At 69.0% G+C, this 13,200-nt stretch carries 12 protein-coding genes and 1 tRNA gene; 1 reads left to right on the forward strand and 12 read right to left on the reverse strand.

The features are described from left to right. Positions 1-88 precede the first annotated feature (88 nt). A complete protein-coding gene (gene rodA / locus F3J18_RS31065; RefSeq protein ID WP_013699736.1) occupies positions 89-1,237 on the forward strand; it encodes a rod shape-determining protein RodA in 1,149 nt (382 codons plus the stop codon). A gap of 55 nt (positions 1,238-1,292) precedes the next feature. On the opposite strand, the gene F3J18_RS31070 is transcribed toward rodA, so the two are convergent. The 12 genes from F3J18_RS31070 to F3J18_RS31125 form a co-directional block, all read right to left on the reverse strand. Next, positions 1,293-2,165, reverse strand: a complete 873-nt coding sequence (locus tag F3J18_RS31070) for a tetratricopeptide repeat protein (RefSeq protein ID WP_166915946.1) — start codon at positions 2,163-2,165, stop codon at positions 1,293-1,295. Positions 2,166-2,570: 405 nt separating this feature from the next. After that, positions 2,571-3,023 carry a 6-carboxytetrahydropterin synthase QueD gene (gene queD / locus F3J18_RS31075; protein WP_013699738.1) on the reverse strand — a complete coding sequence of 151 codons (453 nt, stop codon included), beginning with the start codon at positions 3,021-3,023 and terminating at the stop codon, positions 2,571-2,573. Between the two features lie 19 nt (positions 3,024-3,042). Continuing rightward, positions 3,043-3,675 (reverse strand): 7-carboxy-7-deazaguanine synthase, encoded by a 633-nt coding sequence (gene queE / locus F3J18_RS31080; protein WP_025097227.1) that lies wholly within the window; start codon positions 3,673-3,675, stop codon positions 3,043-3,045. 168 nt (positions 3,676-3,843) lie between these two features. After that, positions 3,844-4,578 (reverse strand): 7-cyano-7-deazaguanine synthase QueC, encoded by a 735-nt coding sequence (gene queC, locus F3J18_RS31085; protein WP_025097228.1) that lies wholly within the window; start codon positions 4,576-4,578, stop codon positions 3,844-3,846. Between the two features lie 350 nt (positions 4,579-4,928). Then, positions 4,929-5,004, reverse strand: a tRNA-Phe gene (locus F3J18_RS31090). 70 nt (positions 5,005-5,074) lie between these two features. Then, on the reverse strand, positions 5,075-5,764 hold the full coding sequence (esaR, locus tag F3J18_RS31095) for a response regulator transcription factor EsaR (RefSeq protein WP_025097229.1): 690 nt from the start codon (positions 5,762-5,764) through the stop codon (positions 5,075-5,077). After that, complete coding sequence (gene esaS, locus F3J18_RS31100) at positions 5,765-8,173, reverse strand: sensor histidine kinase EsaS (RefSeq protein WP_166915948.1); 2,409 nt, start codon at positions 8,171-8,173, stop codon at positions 5,765-5,767. Further along, on the reverse strand, positions 8,163-8,753 hold the full coding sequence (locus tag F3J18_RS31105; RefSeq protein ID WP_013699743.1) for a DUF4390 domain-containing protein: 591 nt from the start codon (positions 8,751-8,753) through the stop codon (positions 8,163-8,165). The genes esaS and F3J18_RS31105 overlap by 11 nt, the downstream gene beginning before the upstream one ends. After that, positions 8,750-10,180 (reverse strand): 16S rRNA (cytosine(967)-C(5))-methyltransferase RsmB, encoded by a 1,431-nt coding sequence (gene rsmB / locus F3J18_RS31110; protein WP_166915950.1) that lies wholly within the window; start codon positions 10,178-10,180, stop codon positions 8,750-8,752. The genes F3J18_RS31105 and rsmB overlap by 4 nt, the downstream gene beginning before the upstream one ends. Before the next feature lie 166 nt (positions 10,181-10,346). Further along, on the reverse strand, positions 10,347-11,090 hold the full coding sequence (locus F3J18_RS31115; RefSeq protein WP_166915952.1) for a MipA/OmpV family protein: 744 nt from the start codon (positions 11,088-11,090) through the stop codon (positions 10,347-10,349). 333 nt (positions 11,091-11,423) lie between these two features. Then, entirely contained in the window at positions 11,424-12,281 is an 858-nt protein-coding gene (gene htpX / locus F3J18_RS31120) for a zinc metalloprotease HtpX (protein WP_013699748.1), read from the reverse strand. Positions 12,282-12,434: 153 nt separating this feature from the next. After that, the gene (locus tag F3J18_RS31125; protein ID WP_025097233.1) at positions 12,435-13,082 is read right to left on the reverse strand and encodes a LysE family translocator; all 648 of its coding nucleotides are present in this window, start codon (positions 13,080-13,082) and stop codon (positions 12,435-12,437) included. Between the last annotated feature and the right edge of the window lie 118 nt (positions 13,083-13,200).

Here is a 13,200-nt window from a genome sequence, read left to right on the forward strand (position 1 = left end):
CGCCGCCCGCCCCGGCGGCCGCGCGCGACGGGCAGCGCGGCACCCGCCGGCCCGCCGCGGCCGGCACCGACGAATGACGGAGATAGGCATGCAATTCGACAAGCGCGCCTGGCTCGACAAGGCAAAGCAGATGTTCGCGGGCTTCGACCGCCCGCTCGCGCTGATCGTGTTCCTGCTGCTCTGCGTCGGGATCGTCACGCTCTACAGCGCGACCATCGACATGCCGGGCCGGGTCGAGGACCAGCTGCGCAACATCATGCTGACCTTCGTGCTGATGTGGATCATCGCGAACATCCCGCCGCAGACGCTGATGCGCTTCGCGGTGCCGCTCTATACCTTCGGCGTCGCGCTGCTGGTGGCGGTGGCGCTGTTCGGGATGACCAAGAAGGGGGCCAAGCGCTGGCTCAACGTCGGCGTGGTGATCCAGCCCTCGGAGATCCTCAAGATCGCCACCCCGCTGATGCTGGCCTGGTACTACCAGCGGCGCGAGGGCAATATCCGCTGGTACGACTACCTGGTGGCCTTCGCGATCCTGCTGGTGCCGGTCGGCCTGATCGCCAAGCAGCCCGACCTGGGCACCGCGATGCTGGTGTTCGCGGCGGGCCTGTTCGTGATCTACCTGGCCGGGCTGTCGTTCAAGCTGATCGTGCCGGTGCTGGTGGCCGGCGTGATCGCGGTGGCCGCGATCGCCACCTTCGAGGACAAGATCTGCCAGCCGCAGGTGGTCTGGCCGCTGATGCACGACTACCAGAAGCACCGCGTCTGCACCCTGCTCGACCCGACCTCGGACCCGCTCGGCAAGGGCTTCCACACCATCCAGGCGGTGATCGCGATCGGCTCGGGCGGCCCGGTCGGCAAGGGCTACCTGAAGGGTACCCAGGCCCACCTCGAGTTCATCCCCGAGAAGCACACCGACTTCATCTTCGCGGTCTATTCCGAGGAATTCGGGCTGGTGGGCGGGCTGGTGCTGCTCACGCTCTACATGGTGCTGATCGCGCGCGGGCTCTATATCGCCGCGCAGGGTTCGACGCTGTTCGGGCGCCTCTTGGCCGGCTCGCTGTCGCTGGGCTTCTTCACCTATGCCTTCGTCAACGTGGGCATGGTCAGCGGCGTGCTGCCGGTGGTGGGCGTGCCGCTGCCCTTCATGAGCTACGGCGGCACCGCGCTGATCACGCTGGGCGTCGCCACCGGACTGATCATGAGCGTCGGGCGGCAGAAGCGGCTGATGAAATCGTAGCGGCCGCGGCCGCCACGATCCGGCTTCGATCAAGCGGCGCTACGGCGCCGCTTTGTCATTGCGAGGCCGCTTGCGGTGCCTCGGCGGCGGGTGCGGAGGCGGCCGAGGCAGCCGAAGCGGCGGAGGCGGCCGCGACCTGCTTGCGCAGCGCGGTGCTGACTTCCTGGTACTTGAGCGCGGCCACCTCGTCGCCATGCACGGCCGCCGCCGCGTAATAGACGCGCGCGAGGTTGAGGTCGACTGCGACGCCGTCGCCGCCGCGCTCGTAGAACGAGGCCGTCACGTATTGCGCGGTCGGCTCGCCCGCGTCGGCGGCCTTGCGGTACCACTCGAAGGCCTGGTGGTTGTCGCGCGGCGTGCCGCGGCCGTCGAGGAACTGGTTGGCCAGCGCGAGCTGCGCCTCCATGTGGCCCTGCTGCGCCGCCTTCAGGAACCAGCCATGCGCGACGGCCGGGTCGCGCGCCACGAACTGGCCGTCGTCGTACATGGTGCCGAGCACGTACTGCGCTTGCGTCATGCCGGCATCGGCCGCCTGGTTCAGCCAGTGCAGGCCGTCGGCCTGGTTGGCCGGGCCGCCTTCGCCCTTGAGCAGCATCATCGCGTAGCCGAACTGCGCGAGCCGGTCGCCGCGACGTGCGGAGCGGCCGAAGCCGGCCAGCGCCGAGGCGTAGTCGCCGGCGTTGTAGTCGGCCACCGCGTCGGCGGTGGCCTTCGAGGCCGGGGCCGGCCGGCGCAGCTTGCCGTGCGGCACCGAGCGGCGCGTCGACGATGTGCCCGACGCGCCCGAGGCACTCGCGGCAGCCGGCGCGCTCGATGCGCCAGATGCTGCCGCATCCGCCGCCCGGGCCGGCTGGCTGGCCGCCAGCATCATGCTCGCCAGGCCGAGCGCGAACGCGGCGCCCGCCGTTCGCATCCGAAAACCGTTCATCTCCTGTCCTCCTGCTGGTCGCGCGCACGCGCAGCGGTTGCCCCGTCACGCGTGTGGCGGAGTCGATTCTTGTAGCGGGGAAGGCACGCGGGGCGCGAAGCTGGCGCGGGCTCCCGAGCGGGTGGCTGCGCGCGTTGCCGGCAAGCCGGGCAGGCTCGCCCGCATCGCGCGCGCGACGATCTTACCGTGATCAGAATTGTGCTGCCGGAGCCGGCCGCGGGCGGCGCGAAGCGCGGTGCGGCAAGGCGAACGGCGGGATAGCGGGATGGCGGCGGGCCCGGGCGGGTGATGCGACGCGGGACGGCCAGGCCAGGGGAAACAAGAACGGGCCGGCGGATGCGGCCCGTGCAGACAAGGATGCGGCGGCGGGGAAGCCGGCGCGCCGGACGACGTGCCGAGCCCGGTTCAGCGCGCCGGATCGCGCTCTACGTCGGCCCAGCAGTTCGGCGTCTCGTACAGGCGCACACGCTCGAGACGCAGGTTCACGCCGTAGTGGGCGTCGTAGACGTCGGCGAGGATATCGAAGGCCACCGCCGCGAGATTCTCGACGGTCGGGATGCGATCGAGCACGACCGTCTTGTGGTCGGCCATCTTCTCGAGGAAGGAGCGCACCACCTCGTCGCGCGCATAGACCAGGAAGGCGTGGTCCCACTTGCCGACCAAGTGCTCCATGGCGAGCGACTTCACGTCGGCGAAGTCCATCACCATGCCGCGGTCGGGCGCGCCCTCGGTGTCGACCAGGTCGCCGCGCAGCGTGATTTCGAGCACGTAGCGATGGCCATGCAGGTTGCGGCACTGGCTGCGGTGGTCGGGGATGCGGTGGCCCGCATCGAATTCGAGTTTTCGGGTAATCAGCACGATGAATGAAGCGCGCGGCTCAGGGAATGTTCAGGTATTTGTGGGTCTGCATCGACAGCCGCCATTGCGGATGGCGCTTGCACCAGTCGATCGCGAGCTTCGTGTTGATGTCGCGCGAGGGGCCGTCCATCGGCTGCACCAGGAAGTAGTCGAAGTCGAGCTCGGCGTAGTCGGCCAGGCGCTGGTTGTCCTGCGGGACCACCACCTTCAGCTCGTGCCCCTTGGTGACCACCAGCGGCGCATCGGCCTTCGGGCTCACGCAGATCCAGTCGATCGTCTCGAGCACCGGCAGCGAGCCGTTGGTCTCGATGGCGATCTCGAAGCCCTGCGCGTGCAGCGCGTCGACCAGCGGCTGGTCCAGCTGCAGCATCGGCTCGCCGCCGGTGCAGACCACGAAGCGGTTGGCCTCGCCCTCGGGCCACAGCGAGGCGACCATCGCGGCGAGCTGCTCCGGGGTCTTGAACTTGCCGCCGTTCTCGCCGTCGGTGCCGACAAAATCGGTATCGCAGAAGCGGCACACGGCCGTTTCGCGATCGGCCTCGCGGCCGGTCCACAAATTGCAGCCGGCGAACCGGCAGAACACGGCCGGGCGACCGGCGTTGGCGCCCTCGCCCTGCAACGTGTAGAAGATTTCCTTGACCGTGTACGTCATTCGCTGAGCCGGCGGCGCGAGCCGTCCGTTCCTTTCCCGCGCCTCATGCGGCGCCTGATGCCAGTGATTCCGGGCGATGCGCGAGCGTTCGCGCATCACATCGTGCTGCTTCGTTGGTCTTGCCTGCTTCCTGATTCGCCCTGCTTGGGTACCCTGCCGCCCTGCCGTTCAGGCCGGCATCTCGGTGACCTGCTCGCCGCTGCGATACGCCTCGTAACCGCGCTTGCGCAGCTTGCAGGCCGGGCAGGCGCCGCAGCCGAAGCCCCAGTCGTGCAACTCGGCGCGCTCGCCGACGTAGCAGGTGTGGGTCTCGACGCGCACCAGCTCGACCAGCTCGGCGCCGCCCAGTTGCTCGGCGAGGCGCCAGGTATCGGCCTTGTCGAGCCACATCAGGGGCGTCTCGAGCACCATGCGCGTGTCCATGCCGAGATTGAGCGCCACCTGCAGCGCCTTCATGGTGTCGTCGCGGCAATCGGGGTAGCCCGAGAAATCGGTCTCGCACATGCCGCCCACCAGCACCTTCAGCCCGCGCCGATAGGCCAGGGCCGCCGCGATCGTCATGAACAGCAGGTTGCGGCCCGGCACGAAGGTGTTGGGCAGCCCGTTGGCGCTGGTCTCGATCTCGATGGCGCGCGTCATGGCGGTGTCGCTGATCGCGCCGAGCACCGACAGGTCGATCATGTGATCGTCGCCGAGCCGGTTGGCCCATTGCGGAAAGCGCGTGCGCAGCGCCTCGCGCACGCCCTCGCGGCATTCGAGCTCGACGCGATGGCGCTGGCCGTAATCGAAGCCGAGCGTCTCGACCGTCGAATAATGCTCGAGCGCCCAGGCGACGCAGGTCGCCGAATCCTGGCCGCCGGAAAACAGCACGAGCGCGCCGCCTTTAGCGTCTGTCCGAATCACCGTGTACTCCGTATAGGGGGCTCGCGGCGCGCGATGCCCGGGGGACGCCGCCGATGCGTGGCGGGGGCGCCCGCGTGGGCGCTACCGGGCGCGCGGCGCCGCGTCCGCGGCGTGCGGCGGCAGAGCGTCAAACAAAAAAGGACTTGCGGCGCGGAAAACCAGCGTCCTCAAGTCCTTCAAGTCTTTGAGTCGGCAGGGATTTTATCATGCGGCCCGGTATTTCGCCCGGGCGCGGCCATATGCAGCGCCGCATACCGGGAATCGGGCGGCGGCATGTAGCGCACGCGGATCCCCGGCCTTCAAAAGGGAAAAGGTCCAAAAGCCGTGAAGCTTTTGGACCTTTTCGAATTTGGTGGCCTGGGTCGGAATCGAACCAACGACACGCGGATTTTCAATCCGCTGCTCTACCAACTGAGCTACCGGGCCAACGAAGAAGTGAGAGTATAGCCAGGCCCCATCAACCTGGCAAGCCCCTTTTTAGAAATTCCGCAAAAACTCAGAGCCCGCCCTCGGTCGGCTTCTTGCCGAGCTCGACGCCGAGCTGCTTGAGCTTGCGATAGAGGTGGGTGCGCTCCAGGCCGGTTTTCTCCGCGACGCGCGTCATGCTGCCGTTCTCGCGCGCCAGGTGGTACTCGAAGTAGGCGCGCTCGAAGGCGTCGCGCGCCTCGCGCAAGGGGATGTCGAACGGGATCGCCGCGGTCTGGCCGGCGAGGCCCGGCACGGCCGGCGCGTCCTCGCCGAGGATCGGCAGCGCGGCCGCCGAGGCCACCGCCGTCGGCCCGGCCGCCGGCTTGGCGGCCGGATGCTGCGGCACCGGCGCGGCGCCGCGCGCGAGGCCGTGCTCGACCGACTTGAGCAGCTTCTGCAGCGCGATCGGCTTCTCGAGGAAGTCGAGCGCGCCGATCTTGGTCGCCTCGACGGCGGTGTCGATCGTCGCGTGCCCGGACATCATGATCACCGGCATGGTGAGTTGCCCGTGGCTCGCCCACTCCTTCAACAACGTGACGCCGTCGGTATCGGGCATCCAGATGTCGAGCAGCACGAGATCGGGCGCCTGACGCTGGCGATACTCGCGCGCGGCCTGCGCGTTTTCCGCCACTTCGACGACATGTCCTTCGTCGGCGAGGATTTCCGAGAGCAATTCCCGGATGCCCATTTCATCATCTACCACCAGGATGGTTGCCATTTACGCTGCCCTTGTCTGCACTGTTGCTTTTGTCTTGGCGGGTGCCGTTCCGCTGTTCGCTCCGCCCTCGGAGCCCGTCGTGTCGTCGGCGAGTTGCAGGAAGAGGATGGAGACCTGCGCACCCTCGACGACTTCACCCTGCATGCGGTTGCGCAGATCGATCCGCGCACCGTGTTCGTCGACGATCTTCTTCACCGTCGCGAGCCCCAGCCCGGTGCCCTTGGCCTTCGTCGTGACGTAAGGCTCGAAGGCGCGCGTGAGGATGCGCGCCGGGAAACCGGGACCGTTGTCGGAAACGGTCAAGCGCACCGCGATGCGCTTGGTCCCGTCCGCATCGGGGTCGCCATATTCTACTGCCCTAGTTTCGAGCCACACACGTGGTTGCGCGACTTCGCCCACCGAATCCTGCGCGTTCTGCAGCAGGTTGTGGATCACCTGGCGCAATTGCGTGGCGTCGCCGCGAATCACCGGCAGCGGGCCCTGCTCGACCACGATCATGTTCTTGCCTTCGCCCACACCGTACAGCGTCAGCACCTCGCTGACGAGTTCGTTCAGCTGCAGGTTGCCGAGCACCGCCGGCGGCGTGCGCGCGTAGTCGCGGAAATCGTCGACCATGCGCTTCATCGCCGCGACCTGGTTGACGATGGTGGTCGCGCCGCGCTTGAGCACCTCGGCGTCGTTCGGCGCGAGCTTGTCGGCCAGCTTCATCTGCAGGCGCTCGGCCGAGAGCTGGATCGGCGTGAGCGGATTCTTGATCTCGTGCGCAAGGCGCCGCGCCACCTCGCCCCAGGCCACCGAGCGCTGCGCGGAGATCACGTCGGAGATGTCGTCGAACACCACCACGTAGCCGGAAGTCTGCGGATCGGCGGCCTCGCTGGCCAGCGCGGACGCAAGACGCGTGCCGCGTACCAGCAGCGTGAGCGGATCGGTTTCGCCGGGCACCACCACCGCGAACTGCTGCTGCCAGTGGCCGCGATCCTCGGCGCCGCCCTGGCCGGCCGCCTCGCGATCGGCGAAGGCCTTGCGCACCATCGCGCCGAATTCGGCCACCGCCGCGATCTGGTCGAGCACGGTGCCGGTCTGCGACTGGAACGGCTGGCGGAAGATGCGCTCGGCGCCGCGGTTGGCGATGCTCAGGCGGAACTGCCGGTCGAGCACGAACACGCCGGCGGTCAGGTTGGCGAGGATGCTTTCGAGATAGGCCTTCGAATATTCGAGCGCGACGCGGTTGCGCTCCACCGCCAGGCGCGCCTCGGAAAGCTGGCGCGTCATGGCGTTGAAGGACTGGGTCAGGAAGCCGAGCTCGTCGCGCGTCTTCAGCTCGCGCTTGGGCGTGTAGTCGCCCTCGGCCACTTCCTTGGTGCCCTGCGCCAGCAGGAACAGCGGCCGCGCCAGCTGGTTGCCGAGCGCCAGCGCGATCATCATCGCGATGAAGGTGGCCAGGAACAGCGCGAGCGTGAGCGTGCCGATGTACATCTTGCGCAACCCGCTGCGGCCCAGCGACTTCTCCTGGTACTCGCGATAGGCGCGCTGCACCGCGTCGGCATTGCGCGCCAGGGTGGGCGACACCGGCTGGGTCAGCTGCAGGTAGCGCTCGGCCGGCTGCAGCAGCGCCGTGGACGAATCGGGAATGCGCTGCACCACGCGCAAGCGCAGCGCGCCCTTCGATCCGCGCGCGCGCGGATCGCCGTCCACCTCGCCCTCGATCGCCGCGTAGCCGCCGTGCTCGCGCGCCTGGCCCAGCATCAGCGGGGTCGGCATGTCGTCGGGGATCAGCGCCGCGAAGTTGCCCGAGGCCTGCGCCACGATATGCAGGTCGGGCGCCGCGCCCGCGCTGCCGTGGCCCGGCTCGACGATGGTGGCGTCCTGCACGCCGAACTGGTCGCGCAGGCGCAGCAGGGTGAGCGTGGTGCCGTTGGTGTTGGTATCGGCGCTGGCGAGCTGCTCCGACATCAGCCGCGCCTTGCTGCGCAGGTCCGACAGCGAGGCGTCGAGCGTGTCGCGGCCGAGGTTGAGGCCGGCCGTCAGCGCGGTCTCGACGTTGACGTCGAACCAGGACTCGATGCTGCGCGACACGAACTGGTAGGACACGATATAGATGATGCCGCCCGGCACCACCCCGACCAGGGCGAAGAACACCGCCAGCTTGGCCAGCAGGCGCGTGCCGAACTTGCCCTTGCGCAGCCGCACCACGATCATGCCGACCAGGCCCATCACCACCAGCAGGAACACCAGCGCGACCAGGATGTTGGCGGTGTAGAGCCAGGAATAGTAGCGGTCGAAGAATTCGGTATTGGCGCTGGCCGCCGCGAGCAGCACCAGCAGCAGCAAGGCGGTGACCGCGACCGTCGAGACGATCACGCGCACCAGCAGGCTCTTGCCGAAGAAGCGGCGCAGGCTATTTCGCACGATCGGCCACCGTGAAGGTGAAGCGCTTCCACTCCGAAACCAGGGTCCAGTCGCGGTTGTTGACCGCGTCGACCTGGAACGGCTTGGGCATCAGCGCGGTGTCGAGCTGCATGCGCACCGAGGCCGTGTAGGTCTCGCCGGGAATCACCTGGGCGCGGTCGATCACATGCCAGGAGGTCACGTGCTGGACCACCGCGAGCGCGTCCTTGAGGGTCGGGAAGCCGAGCTGCAAGCCGCCCGTCGAGACGCGATATTCGCGCGTGAGCGGCTGGAACGACAGGCGGATGGTCTGCGAGACCGACACCGGCTGCTCGTCGAACCAGTACCAGCGCGCGCGGCTCAGCTCGAAGTCGGTGGTGAAGTAGAGCGGGATGCCCTTGTTGACGGCGTCCTCGAGGTTGGCATTCAGCTCGAACTCGAAGCGCGCGTCGAGCGCCCAGCCGCTACCGTCCGATTGCAGCGAGGCGCGCTGCACGTTGATCGGATCGGCATGGGCCGGCGCGACGACGGCGAGGCACAGCGTGATCGCGACCAGCAGCGCGGCCGCGAACCGAAGTGGAAGGAGGCGTGAGATCGTCACCGTTTCTGAAAGCGCGCGTAGAAAAATCCGTCGTGGTCGGCCTGCCGCGCGGCCTCGTCGTGACCGGCATCGCCAGGCAGCCGGCTCGCGGCGACCCGCGGCAGCAGTTGCCCGGGCGCGTCCAATCGTACCGCATCTTGAACCGCGTCTTCAAACCAGCGCGCCTGTTGCTCGCCTTCCTCGGGGAAGATCGAGCAGGTCACGTAGAGCAATTCGCCGCCCGGCTTCAGCAGCGGCCACAACGCCAGCAGGATGCGGCGCTGCTCGGCCACCAGCGCCGCGATGTCGGCCTCGCGGCGCAGCCAGCGGATGTCGGGATGGCGCCGCACGATGCCCGAGGCCGAGCAGGGCACGTCGGCCAGGATCCGGTCGAAGGCGCGGCCGTCGTGCCAGGCTTCGGGTGCGCCGGCATCGCCCACGCGCACCTCGGCGGCCAGCTTCAGGCGCGCCAGGTTCTCGCCGATGCGCTCGGCGCGCGTCGCATCGCTCTCCAGCGCCACCACCTCGACATCGGCCAGTTCGAGCAGGTGCCCGGTCTTGCCGCCCGGCGCCGCGCAGGCGTCGAGCACGCGCATTCCGTCGCGCGCGCCCAGCCACTCGGCGGCCAGTTGCGCGCCCGCGTCCTGCACCGAGACCACGCCGTCGGCGAAGCCGGGAATCCGGTCCACCGGCAGCGGCGAAGCCAGCCGCACCGCGTGGCGGCCGACCGCGTCGGCCTCGATGCCGTGTTCGCGCAGCGTGGCCAGATAGGCGTCCACATCGGCATGTCGCGCGTTCACGCGCAGCGTCAGCGGGCCGGGCCGCTCGGCGGCCGCGAGGATCGATTGCCAGTGTTCGGGCCAGGCGCGCTCGACCGCGTCGATCCACCAGCCGCGATAGTTCCAGCGCGCGCCGCGATCGGCCTGCCATTGCGCGGCGAACGTCTCGCGCTCGCGCAGGAAACGGCGCAGCACCGCGTTGACGAGCCCCTTCGCGAAAGCGAACTCGCGCCGCGCGCCGACCGCCGTGACCGCCTGGTCGACCACCGTGAACGGCGTATAGGCCGCCTCGGCTTCGTCGTCGAGCAGCAGCGCCAGCGCGCAGGCCAGCAGCGCGCGCACGTGCTCGGGCGGGGCCTTGCTGACCAGCGTGCCGACCAGCCATTCGGCGGTGCCGAGCCGGCGCATGGCGCGATAGGCGATGTCCTGGGTCGCGCCGCGCGAGAGCGGCTGCGCGGCGGCCGGCTGGGCGGCCTGCACCGCCGCCAGCGCGGCGGGCAGCGCCGAGCCTTGCGAGACCGCCGTGATCGCGCGCGCGGCGCCGTCCAGCGCGTAGCCGAGCGAGTCGGGCGGCAGGTGCAGCGCCGACAGGCGCGGCGCGGAAGGCCGCTGGCTGGACGAGCTGGGGCGTGACGAACGGGAAGGACGGGCGGAACGGGGCTGGGTCATCGGGTACGGGAGCTGGCGGGCCGGCTTGGCGCGGGCCGCGCTCCGGACGAGCACGGCATCAAACGACGCATTGTAGCGCGCCGCCCGCGCGCTCCCGCCAGGGGATGCGTCTGCTGCCACCCGCCGCACGTCGGCCAGCCGGCGCGCGGCCGGCTCCCGGGGGCGATCAGTAGCGGTAGGTCACCGCGCTCATGCCGAACCAGCTGTTCTTGCTCTGCACGATCGGGCTGTTGCTCGAGGAACCGAACAGGCGCGTGAGGCCGCCGGTGGTGGTGATCGACCAGCGCTGCGAGAGCGAATGAGTCCAGGCCGCCGACACGGTCGCGCGATCGAAACCGCCCTTGGTCGAGTAGGCCGCGAACCGGCTGCTCGCCGCCTGCGCGGCGCTGACGCCGAAGAAGGTCTGGTTGTAGCGGCCGCTGCCGGCGTGCAGGCTGCTGGTCACGCTGACGCTGTCGGCCGCGCTCTGGAATACCGGCACCTCGAGGTCGAGATGGCCGCTCACGCCGCGCGAGGTGTGGTTGAGCGGCTGGTCGAGCGTCACGCTCACGGTCGACACGCCGAACAAGCGCGCGCCGGCCTTCAGCGACAGCAGCAACGAGCCGGGGATGTTGCCCATGCCCTTCAGGTAGTCGGAGCCGTTGCGGTCGAAGCGGTTCTCGTCGGCGCGGCCGTCGTCGTAGGAGAGCGCCGCGGAGACGAACAGGCCGTTCGAGAAATCGCGGCGGTAGCCGGCGCCGTCCATGCCGAGGAAGAAGCCGTTGTCGAAGCGGGCCGAGATCATCGGCGCCAGGATGGGCCGGTAGTCGCGGCTGCCGAGGTAGCGCGAGCTCACGCCGCCGCCCAGCGAGAACAGGTAGACGTTTTCCGCGTGGGCGGCGGAGAAACAGGCGAGGCCCAGCAAGGGCAGGCATCGATGGAGCAGACGTAGGCGCACGGCGGGATCCCCCGGTTGGTGAAGAGGCCGCCGCAGTCTAGGGAGCGCGGTGATTCGCGTCTGTCTCGAATTAATGCGGATTTGTGTGGGACTGTGGGGAAGTGTCGGGGTGTGTCGCGTGGGGGGGACAGGGAAGGCTCGGGCGGCGCAACGCTGGGCGTCACGCCTGGCCGTGGCCTGAGAATCAGGTGAACAAGGGAAGCGGAGCCGATGCGATGACGGCGGAAGCGGCAGCCGTCATGCCAATGAAACGCCGCCACGCAGGCAAGCTGCATGGCGGCAAACGCGACGGCACATCAGGATGACTTACTCGAAGCGCCCCGTGCGCGCCATCTCCATCAGGCGCGCGATGCGCTCCTCGGTGGCCGGGTGAGTGCTGAACAGGTTCTGCAGTCCGCCACCCGCCAGCGGATTCATGATCATCATCTGCGCGGTGGCCGGGTGCGCCTCGGCCGTCGCGAAGGGGATGCCGGCGGCATAGCGATGGATCTTGTCGAGCGCGGTGGCGAGCGCCTGCGGATCGCCCGAGATCTGCGCGCCGCCGCGGTCGGCCTCGAATTCGCGGGCGCGCGAGATCGCCATCTGGATCAGCGCGCCGGCGATCGGCGCGAGCAGCGCCACCGCGATGCCGGCGATCGGGTTGCTCGGGCGGCCGTTCTCGTCGCGCCCGCCGAAGAACATCGCGAAGTTCGCGAGCGCCGAGATCGCGCCGGCCATGGTGGCCGAGATGGTCGAGATCAGGATGTCGCGATGCTTGACGTGGGCCAGCTCGTGCGCCATCACCCCGCGCATCTCGCGCTCGGACAGCACGCGCAGGATGCCGGTGGTCGCGGCCACCGCCGCATGCTCGGGGTCGCGCCCGGTGGCGAACGCGTTCGGCGCGGCCTCGTCGATCAGGTAGACGCGCGGCATCGGCAGGTTCGCGCGCGTGGCCAGCTCGCGCACCATGCGATAGAACTGCGGCGCGGTGCTCTCGTCGACTTCCTGCGCGTTGTACATGCGCAGCACCATCTTGTCCGAGTACCAGTACGAGAAGAAATTCATGGCGAGCGCGAACAGCAGCGCGATCATCATGCCGCGCGAGCCGCCGATCATCCCGCCGATCACGATGAACAGGGCCGTGATCGCGGCCATCAGCATCGCCGTCTTGACCCAATTGAACATAGTCCACTCCTTGAGACCGTAACCACACTCGGCGGCATCCCAGTCGTGCCGCCAAGCGATTGTAAGCGAATCGTTAGATAAGGGCGTGTCGGAAAAATTCAATATCTCGAAATGACGAAACGCGTGAGTGACAGAACGCGTATCGACACCGCCTCAGCGCTGGGTCGCCGCGGCCAGCCGCAGGCCGAGGCCGACGAAGGCGCTGCCGACCAGGCGGTCGAGCCAGGTCTTCAGCGCGCCGTTGCCGGCGAAGCGCCGCGTGACGGTGCCGGCCACCCAGGCCACCACCAGGCTCCAGATCAGGCCCTGCAACACGAACACGCCGCCCAGCGCGAGGAACGCGAGGGTCTTGTGCGCGCTATCGGCCGCCACGAATTGCGGGAAGAACGAGATGAAGAACAGCACCACCTTCGGGTTCAGCACGTTGGTGGTGACGCCCTGCACGAACAGTTGGCGCAGGGGGCGCGCCGGACCGGCGGCAGCCGGTGCTTCGGAAGACGCCGGCGTCGCGGCGGGCCGCGACAGCACCAGCTTCACGCCGAGGTAGATCAGGTAGGCGGCGCCGGCGTACTTGACGGCCGTGAAGGCCAGCGGCGAGGCAGCGATCAGCGCGGTCAGGCCGAACGCGCAGGCCAGCGTGTGGACGCCGCAGCCGGCCGCGATCCCGAACGCCGAGACGATGCCGGCGCTGCGGCCCTGCGCGACGCTGCGGCCGACGATATAGGCGGTGTCGGGGCCGGGCGTGACGTTCAGCAGGAACACGGCCAGCACGAAGAAACCGAAATGGGTGATGCCAAGCATGGGGGGACCTTCGAAACCGCGGCGGGGACAGCAGGCATTCTACGCGTCTCGCCGCGCGGGCGGCAGCGCTTGGGGCGGAACCTCGGCGGCGGCATTCACGGCATTCGCCGCGCTCGCG

Origin of the sequence: Burkholderia sp. Ax-1720 (assembly GCF_011753035.1) — a bacterium.
In the GTDB taxonomy this organism is placed as follows: Bacteria; Pseudomonadota; Gammaproteobacteria; order Burkholderiales; family Burkholderiaceae; genus Burkholderia; species Burkholderia gladioli.